This is a genomic window from Streptomyces sp. NPDC087428 (assembly GCF_044744085.1).
Classification (GTDB): domain Bacteria; phylum Actinomycetota; class Actinomycetes; order Streptomycetales; family Streptomycetaceae; genus Streptomyces.
Genome location: NZ_JBIUXR010000005.1, coordinates 228,138 through 254,971 on the forward strand (window position 1 = coordinate 228,138; position 26,834 = coordinate 254,971).

Genomic DNA, 26,834 nt, shown 5'->3' on the forward strand with positions numbered 1-26,834 from the left:
GCGCATGGGACGATACGAGTCGCTCCGGCCGGCTGCCGGGCGGAGCGGTGGTGAGACCGCGGGGACAGAGGACGTACATGACTGAGGCCGGGGCCGTGGAGGGCGGGGCGACGACCGGGCGGGCGGCCCGCGAGCTGCTCGCACGGGCCGAGGGACTGCGGGGCGCCGCACGCGGGGTGCTGGCCGACCACGGCCGCGCCGTCGATGCCGTACGTGCCGCCCTGGACCCGCTGCTCGACGCGCTCGTCCGCACCGAGCTGTCGGTCATCCCCGCGTCCCGCCTCAAGGACGTCACCGAGGGGCGGCTGCGCATCGGCGCGGTGGAGCAGGCCGGTTTCACGACGGTCGGCCAGGTGCACGGGGCGAACCGCTACGAGCTCCGCCAGATCCCCGGCGTCGGCGCGCAGACCGCCGACCAGGCACTCGCCGCGGCGGCCCAGATCGCCCACGCCGTGCGGGACACGGTCACGGTGCGGATAGCCGTGGATTCCCCGGACGACGCCACGACCGCCCTGGTCACCGCGTTGTACCGACTGGTCGAGGCCGGGCCGGATGTGCGGCGGGCGGTGGACGGCGCCCGCGGTCTGGCCGAGCGGCTGGATCCGCTGCTGGCAGCGGCGGCGCCCGCGAGGGGGCGGCTGCGGATGCTCTTCACCCGGCGGCCGGACCGTGCGCGGGCACGGGACGCGCTCGCCGCCGCCCAGGCGGTGACGGCCGATGCGCAGGAGCGCGGACTCCCGCTGCTGTTCGGGCAGGTGTCGGTCGATCTGCTGCGCGATCCGGACTCCGCGGTCGCGGCCTGGGTCGACTTCGAGGTGCGCTCCGCCGAGTACTACAGCCTGCTCGCCGAGATGTCCGGCACCGGGCCCGACCGGGACGCGGCCGAGGGGTTCCTGCCGTCCGGGATCGCCGACCGGGTGCGCGGGCTGCGGCTGGACGACGCCCGGCTGCGGGTGTCCCTGCGCGGCTACCAGTCCTTCGGCGCCCGCTTCGCGCTCGCCCAGAAGCGGGTGATCCTCGGGGACGAGATGGGGCTCGGCAAGACCGTCCAGGCCATCGCCGCGCTGGCCCATCTCGCGGCACGGGGCGAGACGCACTTCCTGGTGGTCTGTCCGGCGAGCGTGCTGATCAACTGGACGCGGGAGGTCCGGGCCCGTTCCACGCTGCGCGCGCTGCCCGTGCACGGTCCGGAGCGGCAGGGCGCGTTCGCACAGTGGCGCGAGGCCGGCGGGGTCGCCCTCACCACGTTCGACGCCCTGCACACGCTGCCCCTCGCGGACGACTCCGGCATACGGCCCGGCATGCTCGTGGTGGACGAGGCGCACTACGTCAAGAATCCCGCCACCCGTCGCTCCCGGGCGGTGTCCGGCTGGTCGCAGCGGACCGAGCACGTGCTGTTCCTGACCGGTACGCCGATGGAGAACCGGGTGGAGGAGTTCCGCAGCCTCGTCCGCCAGCTCCAGCCAGAGCTGGCCCCGTCGATCAGCACCAGCCACGGCGCCGCCGGATCCCAGGCGTTCCGCCGGGCCGTCGCCCCCGCCTATCTGCGCCGCAACCAGAGGGACGTCCTCACCGAACTCCCGGCGCTGGTACAGGTCGACGAGTGGGAGGAGTTCAGCGCGGCCGATCTGGCGGCCTACCGCGAGGCGGTGGGCGCCGGGCAGTTCATGCGGATGCGCCGGGCCGCGTACGCCCGCCCGGCCACCTCCGCCAAGCTGCACCGGCTGTGCGAGCTGGTCGCGGAGGCCGCGGGCAACGGTGTGAAGGTCGTGGTGTTCTCGTACTTCCGTGAGGTACTGGAAACGGTCCGGCAGGCCCTGGGCGAGGGTGTGTTCGGCCCGCTGTCGGGGAGCCTGCCGGCCGCCCGGCGCCAGGAGCTGATCGACGGCTTCACGGCGGCGGACGGCCATGCGGTCCTGCTGAGCCAGATCCAGGCCGGCGGGATCGGGCTCAACATGCAGGCCGCCTCGGTCGTCATTCTCTGCGAGCCGCAGATCAAGCCGACGATGGAGCACCAGGCGGTGGCCCGCGCCCATCGGATGGGCCAGATACGCACGGTCCAGGTGCACCGGCTGCTCGCCGCGGACAGCGTCGACCAGCGCATGCTGGACATCCTGGCCCGCAAGGAGCGGCTGTTCGACGTGTACGCGCGGCGCAGCGATGTCGCCGAGACGACGCCGGACGCCGTGGACGTGTCGGACGGGTCGCTGGCCCGCCGTATCGTCGAGGAGGAGCAGCAACGCCTCGCCGCGGAGGCGAGGGCGAAGCCGGCCGCGAAGGTGGAGGCGGAGGCCGGTGTGGACGCGGCGGCGGAAGCCGAGGGCTCGGTCCCGGGGCACGGTTCCTGACGACCGCGGCGCCGACGGGCGGGGCGTCCCTCCGCGGGATTCGGCCAGGGGATCGTTTTACTGCCATTCAACGGCGATCGGGGCACGGCGCTCCTGAGCCCCGGCTAAACAAGAGGGGGCTCGGACCGGTGTCCGCCGCCCTGTGGGGTACAGGCCGTGTTCTGGTGGGAGGTCCGGCAGTTGCTGACGATCGAGGTGGCCGTGCTGCTCGCGGCCACCGTCCGCCACCGGCGTACGGGGGCCCGGCCCGCGAGCGGCGTCATGCGGTGCGGCCGATGAGTCCCCGGGCGCGCAGCGGCCGGGCGACGACCGGGCGCCCGTCGGCGCGGCGCCGCACCCGCAGGCCCGGCAGGCGGCGCGGGCGCGCGGACGACCGGCTGACCGGATTCGTCGTGGCCGCGGTCCTGGCCGTCGTCCTGGTGGTGACCGTGGTCAACTGGCTGCTGGCCCACTGGTGGGTGCTGACAGCCCTCGGCGTGATCGCGGCGCTGACCGGCGGCGGCCTGCTCCATCGGAAGCGGCGCAGCGCGCGGTGGGAAGCGGTCCGCACGCGGGGCCTGCGGTACGAGCTGCCCCGGCTGGACGCCCTGCACCACACCCGGTTCGAGGACGCCGTGCGGGATCTGATGCGCCGTGACGGCTGCCGGGACGCGCTCCGTGTCGGTGGCGGCGGGGACCTGGGCGCCGATGTGAAGGCCACCGACCCCTACGGACGCCGCTGGGTGATCCAGTGCAAGCACCGGCGCGACGGCCCGGCCGGCTCCGCGGTGGGAACACCGGACCTCCAGGTCCTCAACGGCACCGCGCGTCAGGTGCACGGCGCCGACATCGCGGTGATCGTGACGAACGGCCGGGTCACCGCCCCGGCCGTGCGCTTCGCCGAACAGCAGCGGCTGCACGTCGTCGACCGGCAGACCCTCGCGGTGTGGGCGTCCGGTTCCCGTCCCCTGTGGGAACTGCTCGGGGCCGTCCCGCCGCCACGCAGGCCGACCGCGCTGTCCTGAGCGGTCCGCGGCCTGGCCGGGGGCAGCGGGGCACGGCCCCCTCACCGGCACGGCTCCCTCATCCGTCAGTGGCTGTCGTGCGACGCGGCTTCCTCCGATGCCTTGGAGCCGGAAGCCTTCGCGTCCGGGATCTTCGCGTCCGGGATCTTCGCGTCCGGCGTCTTCGCGTCCGGGGTCTTCGCGTCCGGGGTCTTGGCGTCCGGCGTCTTCGTGCCGTGCGATGACATGGAGTGCGCCTCGTGCCCCGGTACCGTCCCGTCGGGCTTGGCCACCAGCAACATCCCCGCCATGCCCATGTCGGAGTGGCTCTGCACATGGCAGTGGTACATCCACGCGCCCGCGCCCACGTGTTCACCCGCGATGACCTGGAAACCGAAGGAGTCCGCCGGCCCGACGATCTTCGTGTCGATGACCCGGGTCGGGTCGTCGGGGCCGGTGAGCAGGCCCGTGCGGTTGTCCGCCCAGCGGTGACCGTGGACATGGAAGGTGTGGTAGTACTCGCCGTGCGTGATCATGACGACTTCGAGCCGGTCCCCCACCGTGGTCTCGAAGTCGGGGCTCTTGTCGGCGGGCTTGTTGTTGATCAGCATGTCGTTGAAGACGATCGTGATCGTCTTGTCCGGCAGGATGTCGCCCTTGCGCCGGACGATCACCGGCCCGTAGAGCCCCTTGCGGATGCCGCCCGTGCCGTGGTCGGTGCCGACGACATGGTCGTGGTAGTGCCAGTAACCGGCACTGCCCGCCTGCCAGGTGCCGTCCTTCCGCCGGCCCGGGGCATGGGTGCGCCAGGTGTAGGTGCGGGTCTCGCCCGGTTCGACGATGCTCTTGTTCATCCGCGTGCCGTCGCTCGCGATGTCGTAGTCGACCCCGTGGGCGTGGAGGCTGGCCGCCACGTCCATCGTGTTCTCGAACTCGATGTGCAGGGTGTCGCCCTCGTTGATCTCGATGAGCGGGCCGGGGATCGACGCCTTGCCCTTCTCGAACCCGTACCCCATCTGTCCGTCCGGCAGCTTCTCCGCGTACATCGTGAGGTGGCGGACCACTCCGCCCGCCGGTGCGGTCCGGGGCGGGTTCTCGGCCGAGGTCGCCTCGATCGCGCCAAGGGACAACGATGTCACGCCGGTTGCTGCCGCCACCCCGCCGCCCATCAGAATCCGTCGGTTGAAGCTGCGTCGATCCATGTCGAACTCCCCACTTTCAGACAGGTGTTGCGGAGAAAACCAAGGCAACTACGGTGCGCGGCGCAGAGGTACGCAGGTCATGGCAGTCGACGCCGTCGGGCACGGGTGACCTCGGGGACGGGCCATACCGTAGCCCGGGGATCTTCGTTTATCCACACTAAGGACAAAGTTCGTGCGATTGCTGCCATAGCTATTGGCGAGTCGCGAAAAGAGGTCTAGCTTCATGCGCTGTTGCAGTGACCAAAGAGGGGTGGGTGACCACATGCAGCGCACACCACATCACAGGTCCAGATCGCGACGCGGACTTGCGGCGGCCGTAGCGGCCGGCGCACTGACCGCATCCCTGCTCGGCGGCAATGCCGCCAGTGCCAGGCCGTATCCCGGACCGCACGAGTCCATGGCGACAACGTTGTCCCTTCCGTCGCCGCCCGGCGGCGCGAACGTGAAGGTACTGGTCTTCCATGCCTCCGCGTCCGAGGAGTCCTCGACGGTCGACGCCGGTATCGCGGCGATCGAGAAGATCGGGCTCACCGGGCCGGAGGCGGGCCGCTTCAAGACCGTGGCCAGTGACGACCCGGCCGTCTTCACCAACGGCAAGAAGCTCGGCACGTTCAACGCCGTCGTCTTCCTGACGGGCGGCGGCGACGTCCTGGACCCGGAGCAGGAGGCCGGTCTGGAGGCGTACATGGAGGCCGGCGGCGGCTTCCTCGGCATCCATGACGCGGCGCGCACCGAGCCGTACTCGGACTGGTTCACCGGACTGGTCGGTGCCCGGCCGGCGGCCGGCAGCCCCACCTCCGTACAGCGTGCGACGGTGGAGATCGGCGACCGGCAGCACCCGGCCACCAAGAACCTTCCGCTGGAGTGGAAGCGTCCCGACAAGTGGCTGAACTGGAAGGAGAATCCGTCCGGCGACGTGCACACCGTGGCACGCGTCCGGGAGATCACCTACAAGCCCGGGGCGAGCGCCAACGGCTGGGACCACCCGGTCTCCTGGTGCCGTGACTACGACGGCGGCCGGTCCTTCTACACCGCGATGGGCGGCACGGTCGACAGCTTCGCGGAGGCCGACTTCCGTGACCACCTGCGCGGCGCGCTCGACTGGACGACCCGGATCTCGCAGGCCGACTGCAAGGCGACGATCACCTCCAACTACAAGGCGGAGCGGGTCACCCAGCCCAACCAGCCCGGTCAGAACGACCAGATCGGCGAACCGCACGGGCTGGTGACCGCCCCCGACGGACGCGTGCTGTACATCGGCCGCGGCGGCGCCGACAGCAGCGTGCCGGTCGTCACCGACTGGAAGGACCCGAACGTCGGCAAGGGTCTGGGCCAGATCCACGTCTACGACCCGAAGACCAAGAAGGTCACCCTCGCGGGCGAGCTGACGGTCTTCGGCAACAAGGGCGGCGGCGACGAGCTGGTCAAGGTCGAGGAGGGTCTGCTCGGTATCGAGCTCGACCCGGACTTCGAGAAGAACGGCTGGGTGTACCTGCACTACACACCCCACGACAAGATCGACCGCGACAAGCAGATGGCGGTCCGCCAGGTCTCCAGGTTCACCATGGACCTGGCCACGAACAAGCTGGACCTCTCCTCCGAGAAGGTGCTGCTGCACTGGCCGGTCCAGATCCACAGCTGCTGCCACGCGGGCGGCGGCCTGGCCTGGGACTCCAAGGACAACCTGTACATCGCGGCCGGTGACAACAACTCCTCGCAGTTCAGCGACGGTTACTCGGGCAACAACCCCGAGCCGAACTACAAGGGCGTCTCGTTCGCCGATGCCCGGCGCACCGCGGGCAACACGAACAACCTCAACGGCAAGATCCTGCGGATCCACCCCGAGGACGACGGCACCTACACCCTGCCCGAGGGCAATCTCTTCACCGGCAAGGAGCCGGACGAGGGCGGCGGCAAGACCCGCGGCGAGATCTACGTGATGGGCGTGCGCAACCCGGCGAGGATCTCGATCGACAAGTCGACCGACACGCTGTACGCGGGCTGGGTCGGCCCCGACGCGGGCGAGCCGAGCACCACCTGGGGTCCGGCCAAGTACGACACGTTCGCCGCGATCACCAAGGCGGGCAACCACGGCTGGCCGTACTGCATGGGCAACAAGCAGCCCTACCGGGACCGCAATCTGCCCGACCCGAGCAAGCCGCTCGGCTGGTACGACTGCGACCACCCCAAGAACGAGTCGCCGAACAACAACGGTCTGGTGAACCTGCCGCCGATCACGTCCAACACCATCTGGTACTCACCGCAGGGCGGCGGCGTGGACTACCCGCGCGACGCGAACGGCATCCCGAGCTACAAGGTGGAGGACCAGAAGGAACTCCTGCCCTGGCTCAAGGGCGGCGGCCAGGCCACGATGAACGGCCCGGTCTACCGGTACGACGCGGCGAGCACCAGCGCCGAGAAGTGGCCCTCCTACTGGGACGGCAAGTGGTTCGTCGGTGACTTCTACGACGACACCCAGCCGCGGCACGCCGTGCTCACCGACCCGAAGACGGTCGGCAAGGGCGGACTGCCCACGCACGCCGAGTCCCTCAAGGAGATCATCCCGGTCGGCGCGAACGGCATCCGCAACCTGATGGACTGGAAGTTCGCCCCGGACGGTTCGCTGTACGTCCTGGACTACGGGCGCGGCTTCTTCACCTCCGACTCCAAGTCCGCGCTGTGGCGCGTGACGTACAAGGGCGGCGCACCGACCCCGGCCGTCAAGGATCTGGCCAGGAAGGCGGCAGTGCAGTGAGACACCGTTCGATCTTCTTCCGGAGGCGGTCGCGGCCCGCCCGGCTGTGGCTCGCCCTGCTGGGGTCGTTCCTGATGGTGCTGGGACTGACCTCGACCGCGGCCTACGGGCGTACCGTCGCCCCGGCCGGCGCGGCGGCGGCCGACCAGGTGCTGACCTGGACCGCCGGCAACCCCATCGACCGCTATCTGTCCGCGCCGAAGACGGCGGTCGCCGGCAAGGCGACCATCGTCTTCGAGAACAGCGAGGGGACCGGGAACACCAGCGGGATGCCGCACACGCTGACCTTCAGCGTGTCGGACCCCGAGTTCAACAACGACGTCCCCCTGAACCTGCTGGCCAACCCGGGCGACGACCGGGGCGGCAAGCAGACCGCGGAGGTCACGCTCACGCCCGGCCGGTACTTCTACCACTGCACGATGCCGGGGCACGAGGCGATGCAGGGCATCCTGACCGTGACCGACGGGGGCGGCGGTGAGGACACCACCGCACCCGAGACCTCCGCGAAGGTCGACGGCGACAAGAACGCCGACGGCGCCTACATCGGCCAGGCGACGGTCACCGTCGCCGCCACCGACGAGGGCTCGGGCGTCGACACGGTCGAGTACGCGGTCGGGGCCGACGGCGCCTGGCAGCCGTACACCGCGCCCGTCGTCGTGAACGAGGTCGGCGCGCACACCATCCGCTACCGCGCCACCGACAAGGCGGGCAACGCGGCCGCCGAGAAGACGGCGGAGTTCACCGTCGCCGCACCGCCCACCGACGACACGACGGCGCCGGAGACCTCGGCGACCGTCTCCGGCGAGAAGGACGACCAGGGGCGGTACCTGGGCATGGCGACGGTCACCGTGACCGCCTCCGACACCGGGTCCGGCGTCAACACCATCGAGTACGCGGTGGGCGCCGACGGCGCCTGGCAGCCGTACACCGGCCCCGTGATGGTGCACGAGGTGGGGGCGCAGACGGTCCGCTACCGCGCCACCGACAAGGCGGGCAACGCGGCCGCCGAGAAGACGGTGGAGTTCACCGTCGTCCAGCCGCCGACGAAGGACACCACGCCGCCGGAGACCTCCGCGAAGGTCGAGGGCGACAAGAACTCGGACGGCGCCTACCTCACCAGCGCCAAGGTGACGGTCACCGCGACCGACGCCGACAGCGGGGTGGACAAGGTCGAGTACTCCCTCGACGGCGGCCCCTACCTCGCCTACTCCGCCACGGTCATCGTCGACCGCGTCGGCTACCACACCGTCGCCCACCGGGCCACGGACAAGGCGGGCAACACCTCGGAGGCGAAGCAGACGTCGTTCACCGTCGCACAGAGCGGCGGCGTACCTGCGCCGAACTGCCCGGAGTTCGACGAACGGCTCACCGTCATCGTGGGCACCGTCGACACCGGGGTCCCCAACCGCATCACCGGAAACCGCTGCACGATCAATGAGCTGATCGAGGACGAGAAGGACTGGTCGTCGCACGCGCTGTTCCTCAAGCACGTCGACAAGGTTCTCGGCAAGCTGCTCACCGCCGGGGTGGTCGACGCCCGCGAGCAGAAGAAGATCTACAAGGCGGCCAAGCAGTCGGGGATCGGCAAGCCGGGCCAGGACGAGGGCTACCACAAGCTCTTCGACGGCACGGCGGCCTCCTTCGCCAAGTGGCAGCAGGTCGGCGGCGGGCAGTTCTCGCTGAACGAGGAGGACGGCTCGCTCAACAGCTCCACCACGGTGGACGGCATGGGCATGCTCTGGTTCCCGGGCCGGCAGTACGGGGACTTCTCGCTGAAGCTCCAGTGGCGGGACGACGCCCCCGGCACGGGCAACGCCAACGGCGGTGTCTTCGTGCGGTTCCCGAACGTCCACGACAACCCGGAGGAGTCGAATCCGGAGTGGGTCGCCATCAAGTACGGCCATGAGATCCAGATCAACGACCGGCCGGACGGCGACATGTACAAGACCGGTTCCGTCTACGGATTCGACCGGGTGGGTCTCGGCGGCGCCGGGGTCACCCCCAAGGGCACCTGGAACGACTACGAGATCCGGGTGGTGGACCAGCACTACTCGATCTACCGCAACGGTGTCCTGCTCAATGAGTTCGACAACAACGGCGGTCAGTCCTTCGAGCCGCCGCGGGACGACGACCCGGGCACCGACGGCCGGCGGTACGCCTCCGGTTACATCGGGCTCCAGGTCCACAGCACCTCGGACGTGATCTCCTACCGGGACATCCGGATCCAGGAGCTCTAGGCACCACGGCCGGGAGTGGTTCAGGTGGCCGCGGCCGCATGCTGAGGCATGTGGTCGCGGCCTCCCTGCTTCCGGTGGGTACCCACCCAGAAGACCGCGCCGGAGACCAGGGCCCAGCCCGCGAGCACCAGGAACGGGAAGATCCGCTGATGCCCCTGGTAGTAGACGGCGGTGTGCTGGGCATTGACGGACGCGCCGGGTGGCAGCCAGCGTCCGATGTGCCCGAGCACCGAGGGCAGCAGCGGCCAGGACACGGCTCCGCCGGAGGACGGGTTGCCCAGGAGCACCAGCAGACCCCAGGTCGGGATCATGGCCCAGCGCCCGAACAGCGTGTTGAACATGAGGAAGACCATGCCCGTGGTGAACATCGTGAGCGCCAGGATCAGCCAGGACTCGAAGAACGGCAGATCGACGGAGTTCAGCAGCCAGTCCACCACGGCGGCGATGCAGAACCCGCCGAGCAGTGCGTAGGCGACCGTGAACGCGATCCGTTCGAGCGGCCGCAGCCCACTGGCGTGCACGTTCAGCTGGATGGAGCTGACGAAGCCGATGATGACGGCGGCGAGCGAGATGTAGAAGAGCGCGAGTCCGCGCGGATCGCCCTTGTGGAGCGGTTTGACGTCCGTGACGGAGACGGGGATGCCGAGCGTGTGCCCCACCTTCACGGCGGACTGCGCGAGCACCTGGGCGACGGCGGCCCCGGAGGCGCCGGCCACGTCGAGTGACGCCCCCCGGCTGTCGGCCCGCACGATCGCGAAGACCTGCTGGTCCTCCAGCGCCTCGCGCGCCTCGGCGGGGGTCGCGAAGACATGGATGACCAGCGAGGCGTCCAGGGCCTTGTCCATCGCGGCCACGAACTCCTTGCCGCGGACCGTGTCCGGCTGGCTGACCACGGCGGCCGGAATCCGGTGCGGGGTCGGATTGGCCATCGCGTACGTGTAGGAGCCGGCGAAGAGCCCTGCGGCGGCCGCGCAGATGAGCATGATCACCGTCGCCGGGAGGTAGGGCGACTTCTTGTACGCCGCCCATCTCCGGCCGGCACTCGGCGGTCGGCCGTGCGCTCCGTGCGGCGGGGCGGGGCGGGATCCTGACTCAGTCGCGCCGGGGTCGGGAGTCGTGGGGTCGGGAGTGGTGGGGTCGGGGTCGGGACCCGGTGTCGTCGGATCGGGCATGCTCATCCTTCGCCGCCCTCGTCGTGGCGGGCGCGGCTCGGCTGGACCCGTTTCGGTTCGCCGGGCATCTTCGGGTACTCCGGCGGGTAGGGCAGGTCGCCCAGCCCGCGCTCCCGCTCGTCGCGGTCGGCGAGCTCCAGCAGCCGGTCGAGCCGGAAGGCGTGCTCGTCCATGTCCGCGTGCACATCGCCCACTTCCGCGTACCGCACCGGCATGGTCCGGATGTCGAAGTCGCGCGGTTCCGCGTCGTCGATCTCCTCCCAGCGCAGGGGCGCGGAGACCGGGGCGTGCGGGCGGGGACGCACGGAGTAGGCGGAGGCGATCGTGCGGTCCCTGGCGGTCTGGTTGAAGTCGACGAAGATCCGCTCGCCGCGCTCCTCCTTCCACCAGGCGGTGGTCACCCGGTCCGGCATCCGGCGTTCCAGCTCGCGGCCCGCCGCGATGGCCGCCCGCCTGACCTCGGTGAACGTCCAGTGGGCCGCAAGGGGGACGAAGACATGGATACCGCGGCCGCCGGAGGTCTTGGGCCAGCCACGCAGTCCGTGGTCGTCCAGTACGGAGCGCAGCTCGTGGGCGGCCCGCACCGCGTCGGCGTAGTCGGTGCCCGGCTGGGGGTCGAGGTCGATGCGCAGTTCGTCGGGATGGTCGGTGTCACCGCCCCGGACCGGCCACGGGTGGAAGGTGAGCGTTCCCAGGTTGACGGCCCAGATGACGGCGGCCACCTCGGTGGGGCAGATCTCGTCGGCGGGACGGCCGCTGGGGAAGGCGATACGGGCGGTGGGGATCCATTCGGGAAGGTTCTTCGGAGCCCGCTTCTGGTAGAAGAACTCACCCTCGACCCCGTCCACGAAGCGCTGGAGGGTGGTCGGCCGGTCGCGCAGGGCGCGGGTGATGCCGGGGCCCACGGCCAGGAAGTACTCGGCCACGTCCCTCTTGGTGTAGCCCTTGTCCGGGAAATAGACCTTGTCCGGACTGGACAGCCGGACGGGCCGTCCGCCCGCGTCCAGCTCCATCGCTTTGCCCGCTGCTGCCATGTCGGCCACGGTAGGCGGGGCACACATATGCCGCATATCGGGAGACTCCGGTCGCCGGACGGTCCACAATCGGGGCATGGACCTGCCGGTGATGCCGCCCGTGAAGCCGATGCTCGCCAAGTCCGTGTCCCGGATCCCGCCGGACATGCAGTACGAGGCCAAGTGGGACGGCTTCCGGGCGATCGTGCACCGGGACGGCGACGAGGTGGTGATCGGCAGCCGCACCGGAAAGCCGCTCACCCGCTACTTCCCGGAGCTGGTCACCGCGGTCCGGGACAATCTGCCGGCCCGCTGTGTGATCGACGGCGAGATCGTGGTCGCGCACGAGGGACGGCTCGACTTCGACCGGCTGAGCGAGCGCATCCACCCCGCCGACTCCCGGGTACGGCTGCTCGCCGAGCAGACCCCGGCCAGTCTGGTGGCCTTCGACATCCTCGCGGTGGGCGACGACTCGCTCCTGAGCGCGCGGCAGTCGGAACGGAGAACGGTGCTGGAGGCCGCGCTGTCCGGCGCCTCCGCGCCCGTCCACCTCGCCCCGGCGACCACCGACCCGGCCGTCGCCCAGGAGTGGTTCGAACAGTACGAGGGTGCCGGGCTCGACGGGGTCGTCGCCAAACCGCTCGATCTGCCCTACCGGCCGGACACCCGGGTGATGTACAAGATCAAGCACGAGCGGACCGCCGACTGCGTGGTGGCGGGCTACCGCCACCACAAGAGCGGCCCGGTCGTCGGGTCGCTGCTGCTCGGCCTGTACGACGAGGAGGGTGCCCTCCAGCACGTGGGGGTCTGCGCGGCCTTCCCGATGAAGCGCCGCGCGGAGCTGGTCACCGAACTGGAGCCGCTGCTCACGGACTTCTCCGGCCATCCGTGGGGGGCCTGGCAGGACGCCGGGGCGCACGAGCACGCCCGGCTGCCCGGCAACCCGAGCCGGTGGTCCGGCAAGAAGGACCAGTCGTGGGTGCCGGTGCGCCCGGAGCGGGTCTGCGAGGTGGCGTACGACCACATGGAGGGTGACCGGTTCCGGCACACGGCCCAGTTCCGCCGGTGGCGGCCGGACCGCACCCCCGGCAGCTGCACGTACGCGCAGTTGGAAGAGGTGGTGCGGTACGACCTGGCCGCGGTGCTGTCGGCCGGCGGCTGAGCCGGACGGGCCGGTGTCAGTCGGCGGCCGGCGGCACCGAGGGCGTCGTGCAGGGCTCGGGGGTCGTGCTCGGATCGGGTGACGGCGACTCCGTGGCCCCGGTGGTGTCTTCCGGGTCCGGCGACGGGGAGTCCGTCTCGCAGCCCGGAGCCGGCTTGGTGGTGCTCGGCTCGGGGTCCGGAGTGGTGGACGGGCCGGGGCTGGTGCCGGGACCGGGAGTGGCGGATCCGCTGTCGGTCGGATCGGGCGAGGGGCCCGGGTCGGTGGAGCCGCCGGGGTCCGGCGAGCCCGAATCGCCGGGCGAGGGGGCCGGGGACGTCGGGGTCCTGGTGTGGCCGGGCTGCGGGCCGACCTCGATGCCGCCGCCGTTGCCGTCACCCGGTCCGCCCACGGGGCGCTTGGGCTCGTTCGGGCTCCCGGCCCCGGGGCTCCTGGGCACCGGACCCTGGCCGTCGGTGACCGGATGGGTGCCCTTGCGGTAGAACTCCAGCCAGGACAGCACCGTACGCAGATATGTGTCGGAGTGGTTGTAGCTCAGGATCGCCCGGTCGAGGTCCGCCCCTGTCCTCAGATCGCGCGGCCCGGCGCAGAGGTAGGCCCCGGCGGCCAGGGCCGCGTCGTAGACGTTGCTCGGGTCGCTGCGCCCGTCACCGTTGCCGTCCCTCCCCCAGTGCGCCCAGGTCGAGGGGATGAACTGCATCGGGCCGACCGCCCGGTCGAAGGTCTTGTCCCCGTCGTACGCCCCGCCGTCGGTGTCCGGGATGTTGGCGAATCCCGCGCCGTTGAGCACCGGTCCGAGGATCGGCGAGAGCGTCGTGCCCCGGGCGTCGATCCTGCCGCCGCCCGCGTGCCCGGACTCGACCTTGCCGATGGCCGCCAGCAACTGCCACGGCAGCCCGCAGCCCGGGTCGCTGCGTCGCAGCGAGCTCTCCGCCTTGCGGTAGGCGGCGAGCACCGTGGCCGGAATCCCCGCCTCGGCCCACGAGGCGGTGACGGCCCGGCTCTGCTTGACGCCCGGTTTCGGGGGCTCCGGGCTCTTCAGAGGCGGCAGTTCGGTGTGGTACGAGTCGTCGTTGGGTACCTCCGACCACCTGACCTCGTCGGTCTCCTGGCGCTGTTCCCGCGTCTCCTCGTGCGCCACGAGCCCCGGCCCCTGGGAGGCGGTGAGCGCTGCCATCGCGGCGACGGCGGCTGCGGTGCCACCGAGTCCGCGGCGCATGGTGCCGTTGAACCTCATGCGTGCTCTCCTCTCCCCCGGGGTCACCGGGAGAACGTGTCGATGGCCGATATCCGCCAGGTGCCGCCCCGGCGCACCGCGTCCACGGCGAACATCGCCGCGGCGTACGTCGTCTCCTCCGACTTGCCGGTACGGGTGTTGCTCTGGTCGGCGAAGATCAGCAGCCGGGCCCGGTCGCCGTCGAGCACCTGCACACCGCTCTCGGTGACGGTCGTGGTGAGGACGAGTTTCTGCTTGGGCGCCTGCGCCCGTACGTCGGCCAGCATGTCCTTGTGCTGCTGGACCGCCTTGCCCACCAGGTAGGTCTTCACCGCGGTGTCGGCCTTGGCCGGCGAGGCGTAGTTGTACGAGAACACCGCGCCCACCGCCTCGGTGATCTGCCCCTTCACCTCGCTGGTGCGGCTGATGTCGGTGAGGGCGGTGTTCTGCCGGCTCGGGTCGTCGCGCAGACTGCCCGCCGAGGTGAACGCCCAGGCGGCGAAGGAGCCGAGGAGCACGGTCAGCACGCACAGGACGGCGGGCAGCGAGACCCGCGGACGCGGCGGCCGGCCCGACCCAGGCTCCTCCTGCTCCGGCTTCCCCTCCGGTCCGGCCTCGGCCTCGGTATCGGGGCTGTCCGCGCCGGCAGGCGTGGCGCTCTCCTGCCCGGCCTCGCCGGGCTCGGTGTCCGGCTCGGCGGGCCTGGGCACGGTGGTGGTCGTGGCGGTGCGTTCCGCCGCGGCGACGGTGGCCAGGCGGCGCTGCCGGTTGACGAGGTGACGGGTCGTCGACATGTCCGGGGAATCCTCTCGGTGCGGGGTGGGAGTCGGTGGCGTCAGCCGGCCGTGTTGCCGACGGGCGCCTGACCGAGGGCGCTGAGCTTCCACCCCTCGGAGGTACGGGTGAGCTGCCCGAGCATCCGGCTCTCCTTCACCGCGGGCTTGCCCTTCGGCGCGGTCACGGTCACCCGTAGCGCCACCATGACCCCGGCCCGGCCGGCCCGGTCGTCGAGCTCCGTGACGGCGCCGGACAGCACCTTCGCCGTGCTGACGGTCCTGGCCTCCTGGATCTGCTTCACGAACGCGTCCCGACCGTCGACGAGTTGCTGGTGCAGGTCGCCGGTGGTGGAGTCCTCCCAGCTGTCGAGCCCCTTGGCCAGCTTCTGGTGGTCGAGCGTGTTCATGTTCTGCACCGCCTGCTCGCCCGCGGCCAGCGCGTCGTCGCGGGTCTGCGCGTACGCCGCCGAGTCGTCGTGCGACGCCTGGTACCGGGACACTCCGCCCCAGCCCGCCGCGCCGGCCGCCGCGACCGTCAGCACGATCGCCGCCGCCACCAGCGGATTCCTCGTCATCCGTACCCGTGCCATTGCTGCCTCTCCCTGCCGGCCCTGTGCTGTGTCGTGCTGTGCGTGTTCGGTGGGTCCGTACCGCGCTATCTGGAGGTGATCTCGATGATCGTCCAGCGTCCGTCCCGCAGTCGGGCGGTGACGGAGAGCTGCGCCGCCGCCGTGCTGGCGGTCTTCCCCTGACGTTCGTAGACCTGGTCGAGGAAGACGAGCAGATGGGCGCTGTCGTGGCTCAGCCGGGTCACCCCGGCGCGTACGACATGGGTGGTGAGGGTGAGCTTCTGGTCGGCGGCCTGCTTCTCGACCTGGCCGAACAGCGCCGCGTACTGCTGGAGCGCCTTGCCCGCCAGCAGTTGCTTCGCGGACTCCTTGGTGACGGCGGTGGCCGAGGGGCTGTAGGAGAAGACCTTGCCGAGCGCGTTGGTGACGTCTCCCGCGACCCGGGTGGTCGCCTCGCTGTCGGTGAGCGCCAGGTTGGAGGTGGCGGGGGTGTCGCGCAGCTGACGGCCCATGACGAAGAGTCCGCCACCGGCCGCGAGCAGCGCCACCACCAGTACCCCTGCCACAAGGCGCAGCCGGCGGCGGCCCGTGCCGGATGCGGGTCCGTCCTGCGCGGCCCCGCCGCTCCCGGAGCCGTCCGTTCCGGCCGGCTCCGTTCCCGGCTCCTGCGGGCGTTCCCCGTCCTCGGTCGCCCCGAGTTCCCCGACGTCCTCCACCTCCGTGCCGGTGGTCACGACCGTCGTCCCTCCCTGCCGCTTCATGTGCCGCTCCCGACCGGTATCGCCGTCAGTGCCTTGACCTTCCAGCCGTCCGCGGTCCGGGCGAGGGTGGCCTCGAAACGCTTGCGTTCTGCGCCGCCCTTCCCGGTGCGCGGAGTGACCTGGACATCGACGGTCGCGATCATCTGTGCCGTACCGGTCCGGTCGTCGAGCGCGGTGAGCGCCGCGTCGGTGACCTTCCCCTTCGCCGTGGAGCCGGACTTCGTCAGCTCGCTCGCGTCCTTGGTCCGGGTGCGCTTCAGCTGTTCGTGCAGCGGTCCGGTCGAGGACCGGAGCCAGCTGCCCAGGCCGGCGTCCACGCTCTTGGCGTCCTTGCCGTCCAGGCTGTTGAGCCGGGCGAGGTGCGCTCTCCCGTCGGCCAGCGCGGCATCCCGGCTCTTGGCGTACGCGAGGTCGTCGTCGCCGCGCGCCCGCGCGTACGACCAGCCGCCGAGTGCGCAGACCAGTACGGAGGCGAGCAGTACGGCCCAGCCGATCGAGGTCCTCGTACGCGATGTCATGAGCCGTCCTTCTGGCCGAGACCCAGCAGACCGGCCATGCCCTCTGCGGCCGGGGCGGCGTCGGGGGTGACACCGAGCGCCCCGGGAAGCCGGTCCGCCGACTTGCCGTCACCGAGCAGCATCGAGCCGGGCTTGGCCGGGGCGGGCAAGGGCCCGCCCTTCGGCGCGTTCGCGCTGCCCCGGACGTTGACGCCCGTTCCGGGCGAGGAGGTGCAGCGGGCCTTGGTGTTGAGGGCGGGGCCGGCCGTGACGTCGAGCCCGTTGCGGTAGGTCGTACCGCCGTAGCCGGAGGTGCAGGGCAGCGGCTCGAAGAAGGTGACGGACATACCGAACCGGGCACCGTTCTCGTCGACGGCGCTGGAGCCCACGGCCGCGACCTGGGGGACCTTCACGAGCAGTTCCTCCAGTCCGCGCTGCCGGGTGACGGCGACGTCCGAGGTGGTGAGGAGGTTGGCGACGACGACTCCGAAGCTCGGGTCGAGGTCCCGCAGGAGTCCGCTGATCTGGCCGGTGGCGTCGGGGGCGACCGCGATCAGCCTGCGCAGGTCGGTGTCGGACCCCTTGAGTTCGGCGGCCAGTTCCTTGGCGCCGGACGCGAAGCCCTTGAGCGCGTCGCCCTGTTCGGCCTGGGTGCGCAGCACGGTCTCGGCGTCGATCATCAGCCGGGTGTTGACGGGCAGTGCGTCGTCGGCCGCCTGGACGAAGTCGCTGCTGGTGTCCAGCAGTACCTGGAGGTCGTCGCCGCGCCCCTCGAAGGCGGTGCCGAATTCGTCGACGACCGTGCGCAGGGATTCCAGGTCGACGGAGCCGGCGAGATCGTCGACGCTGGTGAGTACGTCGGTGACGGGGGCCGGGATCGTGGTGTCGGCCTGGTCGATGACGGAGCCGTTCGCCAGGTACGGGCCCTCGGTGCGGGTCGGCCGCAGATCGACGTACTGCTCCCCGACCGACGAGAGGTTCGCGACGACGGCTTTCAGGGCGTCCGGGATGGGCGGGGAGTCCTTCTCGATGCGGAGTTCGGCCTCCACGCCGTCGTCGGTGAGCTCGATCGGCCCGACCCGGCCCACGGACACGCCCCGGTAGGTGACGTCGGAATGGGTGAAGAGGCCGCCGGTCTGCGGGAGCTGGACCTTGACGGTGTAGTAGCCGCGCATGCCGACGTAGTGGCCGAGGTCGGCGTAGCGCACGCCGAGGTAGCCGAGGACGAGCACCGCGATGATCAGGAAGGCGATGTTCTTGAGCCGGATGGCCAGGGTGATCATCGGGTGCTCCCCTTCGTGGCCGGTCCCGTGACCGAGGGAAGCGGCAGCGGCAGTGCCGCGCCGGACTTCTGGGCGGTGCTGCCCTGGACGGCCGGGGGTGTGGTGCCGCCCGGGTCGAGCGGCGGAATGATCTGGGTGCCGGGCAGGGCCGTCACGTCCAGGTACACGTTCAGGTAGTCGCCCTTCACTCCGTTCAGCACCTCGTCGGTGAACGGGTAGGTCAGCAGGACCTGGAGCGAGTCGGGCAGGTCCTGGCCGGAGTCGGCGAGGGCCCGGAGAGTGGGGGTGAGGGCCTTGAGGTCGGCGACCATGTCGGCCTTGCTCTTGTTCACCGTGTCGACGGCGACGGTGGAGAGCGTGTCGAGCGAGCGCAGCATGGTCATGAGCGAGCCGCGCTGCTTCTCCAGGACCTTCATGCCGGGGCTGAGCTTGGTGAGGACCGTGCCGACGTCCCGTTTGCGGGTGGCGAGGGTGGCGGAGAGCCGGTTGACGCCGTCGAGGGCGTCGGTGATGTCCCCCTTGTGGTCGTCCAGGTTGGTGACGAGGGTGTTGACCCGGCTGAGCATGGAGCGGACCTGGGGTTCCTGTCCGGCCAGTGCTTTGTTGAGCTCGGTGGTGATGGTCTTCAGCTGCTCGATGCCGCCGCCGTTGAGGAGCATCGACAGTGCCCCGAACACCTCCTCGACCTCCGGGTTCCGGTTGGTCCGGGTGAGCGGGATGCGGTCCCCGTCGGCGAGGGCGCCCTTGGCGGTACCGGATGCGGGGGGTGAGAGCTGGATGTACTTCTCCCCGAGCAGGCTGGACTGCTCCAGGTGCGCGTAGGCGTTGGCCGGGAGCCTGATCCTGCCGTTGACCCGCATGGTGACCCTGGCGTTCCAGCTGCCCGGGGCGAGCGAGATCTTGGTGACCCGGCCGACGGCCACGTCGTTGACCTTCACCGAGGACTGCGGGGCGAGGCTGAGCACGTCCCCGAACTCGGCGGTGATCTCGTACGGGTGGTCGCCGAGGTCCGCGCCGCCGGGCAGCGGCACCTGGTCGATGCCGGTGAACGTCGGCAGGTCGACCGTGGTGACGATCAGGGCCAGGCCGACGGCCACCGCCAGCACGGCGGCGACGCCGGTCGCGCGGGCGCCGGGCCGGCGCAGGACGCGGTTCATCGCTTCGCCCCCTTCTTCTGCGTGGCGGTCTTCTCGGGGGTGCCGTAGACGGTGCCCACGGCAGGCAGCGGCAGCGACGGCAGCGCCTCCTGACGGGCGGCGTCCACGGGCGAGAGTCCGCTCAGGCCGATGGACTCGTCCGTGAGCGGTCCGCCCATGGAGAGTTCGTTGAGGTTGGTACGGCCGTTGATGGTGCGGTTCAACGGGTCGTAGGCCTTGATCACGTTGTCCGCGGCGAGCGGCAGCGTGTCCATCGACTCGGCGAGCGAGGCCCGCTGGTCGACCAGGGCCTGGGTGACCGGCACCAGGGCGTCCACGTTCGCCTTGAGGGCGCCGCGGTTGTCCTTGATGAAGGTCTTGACCTGGCCGAGGGCGGTGCCCAGTTCCTTCAGGGCCGCGCTGAGGTTCTTCTTGTCGTCGGCCAGGAATCCGGTGACCGAGTTGAGCTGTTGTTCGGCCTCGCGGACGTTGCCGTCGTTGTCCTTCAGCATGGTGGTGAAGGTCTGGAGGTAGGACAGGGTGTCGAAGAGGTTCCCACTGCTCTTGTCGAGGGTCTTCGTCGCCTTGCCGAACTGCTCGATGGAGTTCCCGATCGCCCTTCCGTTGCCGTCGAGGTTCTTCGCCCCGGTGTCCAGGAGCTTCGCCAGCGCGCCGTCGGAGTTGGCCCCGTCGGGGCCGAGCGCGGTGGAGAGTTCCGTGATGGAGGCGTACAGCTGATCGACCTCGACCGGGGTCGCGTTGTGCGAGGCGGGCAGTTCGGCCTCGTCCGCCAGCACCGGTCCCCCTTTGTACGCGGGGGCGAGCTGGACGTACCGGTCGGCGACCAGGCTGGGGGCGACGACCACGGCGTGCACGTCCTTGGGCACCTTGACGCCCTTGTCGAGGCGGAGCCTGACCTCGACCTCCTCGCCCTTCGGCCGCACCGACTCGACGGTGCCGACCTTCACTCCGAGGATCCGCAGGTCCGATCCGGCGTACACGCCGGTGGCCTGGTCGAAGTAGGCGGTGACCGTAGTCTTCCCCTCGTCGTCCATCGCCATCACACCGGAGGTGGCCGCGACAGCCACGACGGCGAGTCCGGCGCCGATGCCGACGATGCGCGTGATTCTCATGTCAGCGGCCGCCTTGCTGCTTGGGTGGCATGCATCCGGTGGCCGGGGGCGTGCCGGCGGGGAGGTAGTTCCTCGGGACGACCCCGCAGACGTAGTTGTCGAGCCAGCGGCCGTTGCCGAGGGTGTTGCCGACGAGCCGGTTGTACGAACCCGCCAGCGACAGCACCTTGTCGAGGCTCTTGCGGTTCTTGACCAGGACGGCGGTGACCCGGCCGAGCGACGCCAGGGTGGGCTTCAGCTGCTTGTTGTTGTCCGCGACCAGGCCGGTGAGCTGGGTGCCGAGGTCGCGGGTGCCGGTGAGCAGCAGATGGATGGAGTCGCGGCGGGCCTGGATCTCGCCGAGGAGCAGGTTGCCGTCCTCCAGCAGGGTCTCGAAGCTGCTCTTCTTGTGGGCGAGGGTCCGGGTCAGCTGCTTGCTGCCCTTGAGGAGCGTGGCCAGCTGGGCGTCCCGCTGGGAGACGGTCCTGGAGAGTGCGGAGAGCCCGTCGGCGGCGCTCTTCACGTCGGGCGGCGAGTCCTTGAAGGTGGCGGAGATCGTCTCGAAGCTCTTGGCGAGCTGCTTCGTGTCGATCTCCCCGATGGTCTCGCCGAGTCCGTTGAACGCCTGGGTGACGTCGTACGGGGAGGTGGTGCGGCTCGCGGTGATGCGCCGGTCCGGGTCCTGGGGCCCGGTGCCGAGCGGGTCGACGGCGAGGTACTTGTCGCCCAGCAGGGTCTTGATGGCGATGCCCACGGTGGAGGAGTTGCCGATCCAGGCGTCCTTGACCCGGAAGCTGACCTTGACCTTGGCGCCGTCGAGCGAGACTCCGGTGACCTCGCCGACCTTGACGCCGGCGATCCGTACCTCGTCGCCGTCGCCGAGCCCGGCGGACTCGGTGAAGTCGGCGGTGTAGGTGGTGCCGCCGCCGATGAAGGGCAGCGAGTCGGCACGGTAGGCGCCGAAGCCGATGAGGGCCAGGACGAGGAGTCCGGCGATGCCGATGGCTACGGGGTTGCGTTCCCGCAGGGGTTTGATTCTCATGCCAGGCACCTCGGCTGGGTGATCGCGATGCCGGTGGGCGGCTCGCTGCCGTCCTCGGTGCTCACACCGCTGACCTTGGCCTCGCAGAGGTAGAGGTTGAGCCAGGACCCGTACGAGGCGAGCCGGCCGATCGCCTCCATCTTGGCGGGGGTCTTCTTCAGGAAGTTCTCGATCTGCGGAGTTCCCTTGCCCAACTGGTCGGAGAGGCGGCCGAGTTCCTTGATGTCGTCCTTGAGGGGCTTGCGTCCGTCCTGGAGCAGGTCGGCGGTGACGGTGGTGAGCGCGCCCATCGCGGTGACCGCCTGTCCGAGCGGCTTGCGGTCGCCGGAGAAGCCCGTGACGAGCTGCTGGAGCGTGTCGACGAGGTCGTTGAAGCCGGCCTCCCGGTCGTTCACGGTCTTCAGGAGCGTGTTGAGGTTCTTGATCACCTCGCCGATCACCTTGTCCTTGGCCGCGACCGTGGTGGTCAGTGAACCGACGTGCTGGAGGATGCTGTCGACGGTGCCGCCCTCGCCCTGGAGCACCTGGACGATGGAGCCGGCGAGCTGGTTGACGTCGGGCGGGGACAGTCCTTCGAAGAGCGGCTGGAAGCCGTTGAAGAGCTGGGTCAGGTCGAGGGCCGGTGTGGTGCGTGAGAGCGGAATGGTCGCTCCGGCGGCGAAGCTCCGGCCGACCGGCCCGGCGCCCTGGTCGAGGTCGATGTAGCGCTGCCCGACCATGTTGAGGTACTTGATCGACGCGGTCACGGAGGCGGGGAGGCTGCGTCCCTTGCGGACGGCGAAGCCCACCTCGGCGCGCCGCCTGTCCGCGACCTTGATGGACTCGACCTGCCCGACCTTGACCCCGGCGATCCGTACGCTGTCGCCGACGAGCAGCCCGGTGGCGTCGGTGAACCTCGCCTTGTACGTGGTGGTGTCACCGACCCCGGTGTTGGCGATGGACAGCCCCAGGACGGTGGTGGCCAGGACGGTCACCAGGATGAAGACGATCGATTTCGCGAGCGGTCCCGCGAGGGAGCGGCGCTTCACTTGAGCTTCACCTCCGCGCCGCGGAAGGCCGGACCGATGAGCACGCTGCTCCAGTCGGGCAGGGTCTGCGGCTGGACTTTCAGTGAGGGAGCGACCAGCTCGTTGACGAGCCGGCTCTCCTGCGGGGAGTTGGGCATGCCGAGGGAGGTGTCCGTGGCACTGGCTCCGGTGCCGGTCGGCTGGTCCGCGGCCGTCCTGTCGCCGGGGGCCGGGGAGGCGGCCGCGCGTCCGGCGGCCGTCGGCTCGGTCGTACCGACGTACGGCACGGAGTAGCAGTGCGGTCCGCCGGTCGCGTCGTAGACCGGGGCGTCCTTGCCGGAGACGTACTTCCCCTTGGACTTCACGGACTTGACGGTGACGTGGAGGCCGGGCTGTCCGGTGCCCTTGCCGAGCGCCTTGTCCATCGCGGGGACGAATCCGGCCACGGTCCGCAGGGTGCAGGGGAATTCGTCGGAGTACTTCGCGAGGAGTTCCAGCGTCGGCCTGCCCGTGGCGGAGAGCCGGATGAGGTTGTCCTTGTTCTCCTGGAGGAACGAGGTGAGGTCCTGCGCGGAGGAGGTCGTGGAGCCGTAGAGGTCGGCGAGCTCCGCCTGCTGGTCGGCGAGGGTGCCGCTGGTGGTGGTGAAGTCGGTGAGTGCGTCCAGGACATCCGGCGCGGCGTCCCCGTACACCCTGCTCACCTTGACGAGTTCCTTGATGTCGGCGTTGAGCGTGGGGAGTTGGGGGTTGAACTTCTGGAGGTGCGCGTCGAGCCTGACGAGGGTGTCGCCGAGCTTCTCGCCGCGTCCCCGCAGGGCCTGGGAGACCGCGTTGAGGGTGGCGGAGAGTTTCGCCGGCTGTACCGCGGTCAGCAGCGGCAGGACGTTGTCGAGGACCTCTTCCAGCTCGATGGCGTTGCTGGAGCGGTCCTGCGGGATGACGGCCCCGGCCCGCAGCGTCCGCGCGGACGGTACGGCGGGCGGCACGAGCGCCACGAACCGTTCGCCGAACAGGGTGGTGGGCAGCATCTGGGCGGTGACGTCGGCCGGGATCCGGTCGAGCCGGCCGGGCTTGATCGCGAGGGTGAGGCGGGCGCCCTCGCCGTCGGCCGTGATGTCGCGGACCTGGCCGATGACGACGCCGCGCAGCTTCACGTCGGCGTTGTCGTGCATCTCGTTGCCGACGCTTCCGGTCCGTACCGTCACCGTCGCGTCGTCGGTGAAGTCCTTGTTGTACACGGCTATCGACACCCAGATGAGTACGGCGGGCACGAGCAGGAGGGCTACTCCGGCGAGTCTGCGGCGGGCGGTCCGCGTGGTCCGGGTGTTCATCAGCCGGCCACCTTCACGGTCGTCGTGGCGCCCCAGATGGCGAGCGAGAGGAAGAAGTCGGTGACGCTGATCAGCACGATCGCGTTGCGCACCGACCGGCCGACCGCCACCCCCACCCCGGCGGGACCGCCGGTGGCGTGGAAGCCGTAGTAGCAGTGCGCGAGGATCACCATCACGCTGAAGATCAGCACCTTCAGCACCGACAGCAGCACGTCCTGCGGGGAGAGGAAGAGATTGAAGTAGTGGTCGTAGGTGCCGGCCGACTGCCCGTTGAACAGGACGGTGACGTAGCGGGAGGAGACGTACGAGGAGAGCAGCCCGATCGCGTACAGCGGGACGATGGCGACGACCCCGGCGATGATGCGGGTGGTGACGAGGTAGGGCATGGACCGCACACCCATCGCCTCCAGGCCGTCGATCTCCTCGTTGATCCGCATGGCACCGAGCTGGGCGGTGAAGCCCGCGCCGACGGTCGCGGAGAGCGCGAGTCCGGCGACGAGCGGGGCGATCTCACGGGTGTTGAAGTAGGCGGAGATGAAGCCGGTGAAGGCGGCGGTGCCGATCTGGTTGAGCGCGGCGTACCCCTGGAGGCCGACGACCGTACCGGTGGCCAGCGTCATCGCGATCATCACGCCGATGGTGCCGCCGACGACGCCGAGACCGCCGCTGCCGAAGGCGACCTCGGCGAGGAGCCGCTGCACCTCCTTGAGGTAGCGCCGCAGGGTCCTGGGGATCCAGAGCAGGGCCCGTACGTAGAAGGTGAGTTGGTCACCGGATCGGTCGAGCCAGCTGAGCATCGACATCGGTCAGCTCCCCTTCGCGGGGACGATCTGGAGATAGATCGCCGTGAGGATCATGTTCACGAAGAACAGCAGCATGAAGGTGATGACGACGGACTGGTTGACCGCGTCCCCGACGCCCTTCGGTCCGCCGCGCGGGTTGAGGCCGCGGTAGGCGGCGACGATGCCCGCGATGAAGCCGAAGATCAGGGCCTTGAACTCGCTGATGTACAGGTCGGGCAGCTGGGCCAGGGCGGAGAAGCTGGACAGATAGGCGCCGGGGGTGCCGTGCTGAAGGATCACGTTGAAGAAGTAGCCGCCGAGCGTGCCGACGACGGAGACCAGTCCGTTCAGCAGGACGGCCACCAGCATCGTCGCCAGCACCCGCGGGACGACGAGGCGCTGGACGGGCGAGACGCCCATGACCTCCATCGCGTCGAGCTCCTCGCGGATCTTGCGTGATCCGAGGTCGGCGCAGATCGCCGACCCGGCGGCCCCGGAGACCAGCAGCGCCACGATGATCGGGCTGGCCTGCTGGATGACGGCGAGGACGCTGGCGCCGCCGGTGAACGACTGGGCGCCGAGCTGCTGGGTGAGGGAGCCGACCTGGAGTGCGATGACCGCGCCGAACGGGATGGACACGAGGGCGGCGGGCAGGATGGTGACGCTGGCGACGAACCAGAACTGCTCGATGAACTCCCGCACCTGGAAGGGCCGGCGGAAGGTCTCGCGGCACACGGTCCCGGCGAGGGTGAAGAGCCTGCCCGTCTCCCGCAGCGGGGCGAACAGCCGGGTCGGGCGGTGCTCCTCCGGCGCCTTCTCCGGCACCCGGTCCGCGGGCGGCTCGGGGGGCCGCACCGGCATGGGGGCGGTCACGGGCGTCCACCGCCGGCGGCGGGACTGTAGCTGTTCAGGATGGCCGTACGGGCGGCCTCCGGCAGCTGCCCCATCATCGACATGACCCGCTCCCGGCGGCGCAGCGCGCCCTGCCGTACGGGCAGGCCCGGGGAGGGCTCCAGCTGCGGGACCACGGTGCGTGCGGCGTTGGCCGAACTGATGCCCTGCCCGAAGCCGTTGACCTCCTCGGCGGCGAGGGTGGCGGCGTCCTTCTCCTCCGACATGCCGATGGGCCCTTCGCGGCGGCCGGAGAGGAACTGGGAGACGACGGGCAGATCGCTGGTCAGCAGCACCTCGCGCGGCCCGAAGGTGACGAGGTTGCGGCAGAACAGCATGCCCATGTTGTCCGGGACGGTGGCCGCGATGTCGAGGTTGTGGGTGACGATCAGCATCGTCGCGTCGATCTGCGCGTTGAGGTCGATGAGCAGCTGGGAGATGTAGGCCGTGCGGACCGGGTCGAGCCCGGAGTCCGGCTCGTCGCAGAGGATGATCTGCGGGTCCAGGACAAGGGCGCGGGCCAGGCCGGCCCGCTTGCGCATACCGCCGGATATCTCGCCCGGCAGTTTTTCCTCTGCGCCGAGAAGTCCGACGATATCGATCCGCTCCATGACGATCCGGCGGATTTCCGATTCCTTCTTGCGGGTGTGCTCACGCAGGGGAAATGCGATGTTGTCGAAGAGGGACATCGACCCGAAGAGCGCACCGTCCTGGAACATGAGACCGAAGAGCTTCCGGGTCTCCATGATTTTCCGCTCAGGGCTGTTCACCATGTCGACGCCATTGATGAGCACGCGCCCCTGCTCGGGCTTGAGCAGTCCGATGAGCGATTTCAGGAAGACGGTCTTTCCGGTACCGGAAGGACCGAGCATCACGCTCACTTCGCCGGCGGGCAGAGTGAGGCTGACATCCTGCCAGATGTTCTGTTTGCCGAAGGATTTCGTAAGGCCTTCAACGACTACTTCGATTCCCATCGGCCCTCCCTCGACATGTCGGTGAACGAAGTCATCTGTCAGCGCTCCGGCTCTGAGAAATCCAATGGCGGCTCGTCACACATGCACCAGGAGGCGCACGTTATGTCCGCCGAAACCGCCAGGACAAGCCGTTGAGCAGCGGAAATCGACGAACAAGGTGCTCGGTGTGGATCACTTGTCACTGAGTGACAAAGCCGTGCACCGGCTTTGTCGGAATCTGCGCAAGATCTCCGGCGTGCGAGTCGGGGCCCCCGGTCCACGGAGGCCGGAGCCGTGAGACCCCGACAGCGGGAGCACCGCCCCCGGACGGAGGGTTCGGGGCCGAGCATTCCCGGTACGAAATCCGGGTCAAGGGGGGCGCGACCAGGACTCCAAGTACATCGAACGAACAGTTACGGACGCGTTTCCGTAACTCTCACCCGGGACGCTACGGCCCGGTAACCTGCCTTCGCAATAGCGGTCCCTGAACTTTTTGCACGTCCATTGACGGTCGTGTTGTTTTTGTACGGAGGTGAGCAAGGGCCCTCGTCGGGTTATCGACAAGTGAGTCGTTCCGGGCCGCCGCGCCCTCTGCGCCGTGATCGC

The 26,834-nt window shown here is 70.1% G+C and carries 23 protein-coding genes; 6 read left to right on the plus strand and 17 right to left on the minus strand.

The features are described 5' to 3' along the window. Window positions 1-77: 77 nt before the first annotated feature. The 3 genes from ACIO3R_RS12690 (at window position 78) to ACIO3R_RS12700 (ending at window position 3,352) form a co-directional block, all read left to right on the plus strand. Window positions 78-2,348 (plus strand): DEAD/DEAH box helicase, encoded by a 2,271-nt coding sequence (locus ACIO3R_RS12690; RefSeq protein ID WP_402105477.1) that lies wholly within the window; start codon window positions 78-80, stop codon window positions 2,346-2,348. 156 nt (window positions 2,349-2,504) lie between these two features. Next, a complete protein-coding gene (locus tag ACIO3R_RS12695) occupies window positions 2,505-2,627 on the plus strand; it encodes a hypothetical protein (RefSeq protein WP_385026633.1) in 123 nt (40 codons plus the stop codon). Then, window positions 2,624-3,352: a restriction endonuclease gene (locus ACIO3R_RS12700; protein WP_385026630.1), complete on the plus strand. Its 729-nt coding sequence runs from the start codon at window positions 2,624-2,626 to the stop codon at window positions 3,350-3,352. The genes ACIO3R_RS12695 and ACIO3R_RS12700 overlap by 4 nt, the downstream gene beginning before the upstream one ends. Window positions 3,353-3,417: 65 nt before the next feature. Here the strand turns inward: ACIO3R_RS12700 and ACIO3R_RS12705 are convergent, their stop codons facing one another. Further along, a complete protein-coding gene (locus ACIO3R_RS12705) occupies window positions 3,418-4,533 on the minus strand; it encodes a multicopper oxidase domain-containing protein (protein ID WP_402105478.1) in 1,116 nt (371 codons plus the stop codon). Window positions 4,534-4,795: 262 nt separating this feature from the next. On the opposite strand from ACIO3R_RS12705, the gene ACIO3R_RS12710 reads away from it, so the two are divergent. Together ACIO3R_RS12710 and ACIO3R_RS12715 are read left to right on the plus strand one after the other, a co-directional pair. Further along, entirely contained in the window at window positions 4,796-7,288 is a 2,493-nt protein-coding gene (locus ACIO3R_RS12710; RefSeq protein WP_402105480.1) for a ThuA domain-containing protein, read from the plus strand. Beyond that, window positions 7,285-9,525, plus strand: a complete 2,241-nt coding sequence (locus ACIO3R_RS12715; protein WP_385026621.1) for an OmpL47-type beta-barrel domain-containing protein — start codon at window positions 7,285-7,287, stop codon at window positions 9,523-9,525. The genes ACIO3R_RS12710 and ACIO3R_RS12715 overlap by 4 nt, the downstream gene beginning before the upstream one ends. Before the next feature lie 20 nt (window positions 9,526-9,545). On the opposite strand, the gene ACIO3R_RS12720 is transcribed toward ACIO3R_RS12715, so the two are convergent. Together ACIO3R_RS12720 and ligD are read right to left on the minus strand one after the other, a co-directional pair. Beyond that, window positions 9,546-10,697 carry an ABC transporter permease gene (locus tag ACIO3R_RS12720; protein WP_402105482.1) on the minus strand — a complete coding sequence of 384 codons (1,152 nt, stop codon included), beginning with the start codon at window positions 10,695-10,697 and terminating at the stop codon, window positions 9,546-9,548. Window positions 10,698-10,699: 2 nt separating this feature from the next. Next, window positions 10,700-11,710: a non-homologous end-joining DNA ligase gene (gene ligD, locus ACIO3R_RS12725; protein ID WP_402105658.1), complete on the minus strand. Its 1,011-nt coding sequence runs from the start codon at window positions 11,708-11,710 to the stop codon at window positions 10,700-10,702. 97 nt (window positions 11,711-11,807) lie between these two features. Here ligD and ACIO3R_RS12730 point away from each other — a divergent pair, with 97 nt between their 5' ends. Further along, on the plus strand, window positions 11,808-12,872 hold the full coding sequence (locus ACIO3R_RS12730) for an ATP-dependent DNA ligase (protein ID WP_385026616.1): 1,065 nt from the start codon (window positions 11,808-11,810) through the stop codon (window positions 12,870-12,872). Window positions 12,873-12,888: 16 nt separating this feature from the next. Here ACIO3R_RS12730 and ACIO3R_RS12735 read toward each other — a convergent pair whose 3' ends face one another. From ACIO3R_RS12735 to ACIO3R_RS12800, 14 genes are all read right to left on the minus strand, one after another. Beyond that, complete coding sequence (locus ACIO3R_RS12735) at window positions 12,889-14,109, minus strand: lytic murein transglycosylase (RefSeq protein WP_402105484.1); 1,221 nt, start codon at window positions 14,107-14,109, stop codon at window positions 12,889-12,891. Between the two features lie 23 nt (window positions 14,110-14,132). Then, window positions 14,133-14,882, minus strand: coding sequence for a hypothetical protein (locus ACIO3R_RS12740; protein WP_385026611.1), 750 nt, complete (start codon window positions 14,880-14,882; stop codon window positions 14,133-14,135). 41 nt (window positions 14,883-14,923) lie between these two features. Then, entirely contained in the window at window positions 14,924-15,454 is a 531-nt protein-coding gene (locus ACIO3R_RS12745) for a nuclear transport factor 2 family protein (protein WP_385026608.1), read from the minus strand. Window positions 15,455-15,519: 65 nt separating this feature from the next. Next, window positions 15,520-16,194: a hypothetical protein gene (locus ACIO3R_RS12750; protein ID WP_385026605.1), complete on the minus strand. Its 675-nt coding sequence runs from the start codon at window positions 16,192-16,194 to the stop codon at window positions 15,520-15,522. Continuing rightward, window positions 16,191-16,712: a hypothetical protein gene (locus ACIO3R_RS12755; RefSeq protein WP_385026602.1), complete on the minus strand. Its 522-nt coding sequence runs from the start codon at window positions 16,710-16,712 to the stop codon at window positions 16,191-16,193. The genes ACIO3R_RS12750 and ACIO3R_RS12755 overlap by 4 nt, the downstream gene beginning before the upstream one ends. After that, complete coding sequence (locus tag ACIO3R_RS12760; RefSeq protein WP_402105487.1) at window positions 16,709-17,974, minus strand: MCE family protein; 1,266 nt, start codon at window positions 17,972-17,974, stop codon at window positions 16,709-16,711. Before ACIO3R_RS12760 ends, ACIO3R_RS12755 begins: the two co-directional genes overlap by 4 nt. Next, window positions 17,971-19,131 carry an MCE family protein gene (locus ACIO3R_RS12765; protein WP_402105488.1) on the minus strand — a complete coding sequence of 387 codons (1,161 nt, stop codon included), beginning with the start codon at window positions 19,129-19,131 and terminating at the stop codon, window positions 17,971-17,973. Before ACIO3R_RS12765 ends, ACIO3R_RS12760 begins: the two co-directional genes overlap by 4 nt. Further along, complete coding sequence (locus ACIO3R_RS12770; RefSeq protein WP_402105490.1) at window positions 19,128-20,243, minus strand: MCE family protein; 1,116 nt, start codon at window positions 20,241-20,243, stop codon at window positions 19,128-19,130. The genes ACIO3R_RS12765 and ACIO3R_RS12770 overlap by 4 nt, the downstream gene beginning before the upstream one ends. 1 nt (window position 20,244) lies before the next feature. Continuing rightward, the gene (locus ACIO3R_RS12775; protein WP_385026591.1) at window positions 20,245-21,264 is read right to left on the minus strand and encodes an MCE family protein; all 1,020 of its coding nucleotides are present in this window, start codon (window positions 21,262-21,264) and stop codon (window positions 20,245-20,247) included. Continuing rightward, complete coding sequence (locus ACIO3R_RS12780; RefSeq protein ID WP_402105492.1) at window positions 21,261-22,292, minus strand: MCE family protein; 1,032 nt, start codon at window positions 22,290-22,292, stop codon at window positions 21,261-21,263. Before ACIO3R_RS12780 ends, ACIO3R_RS12775 begins: the two co-directional genes overlap by 4 nt. Then, on the minus strand, window positions 22,289-23,602 hold the full coding sequence (locus tag ACIO3R_RS12785) for an MCE family protein (RefSeq protein WP_402105494.1): 1,314 nt from the start codon (window positions 23,600-23,602) through the stop codon (window positions 22,289-22,291). The genes ACIO3R_RS12780 and ACIO3R_RS12785 overlap by 4 nt, the downstream gene beginning before the upstream one ends. Continuing rightward, complete coding sequence (locus ACIO3R_RS12790; protein WP_363029835.1) at window positions 23,602-24,405, minus strand: ABC transporter permease; 804 nt, start codon at window positions 24,403-24,405, stop codon at window positions 23,602-23,604. The genes ACIO3R_RS12785 and ACIO3R_RS12790 overlap by 1 nt, the downstream gene beginning before the upstream one ends. 3 nt (window positions 24,406-24,408) lie before the next feature. Next, window positions 24,409-25,257, minus strand: coding sequence for an MlaE family ABC transporter permease (locus tag ACIO3R_RS12795; protein WP_385026582.1), 849 nt, complete (start codon window positions 25,255-25,257; stop codon window positions 24,409-24,411). After that, the gene (locus tag ACIO3R_RS12800; RefSeq protein ID WP_402105495.1) at window positions 25,254-26,249 is read right to left on the minus strand and encodes an ABC transporter ATP-binding protein; all 996 of its coding nucleotides are present in this window, start codon (window positions 26,247-26,249) and stop codon (window positions 25,254-25,256) included. The genes ACIO3R_RS12795 and ACIO3R_RS12800 overlap by 4 nt, the downstream gene beginning before the upstream one ends. Window positions 26,250-26,834 lie beyond the last annotated feature (585 nt).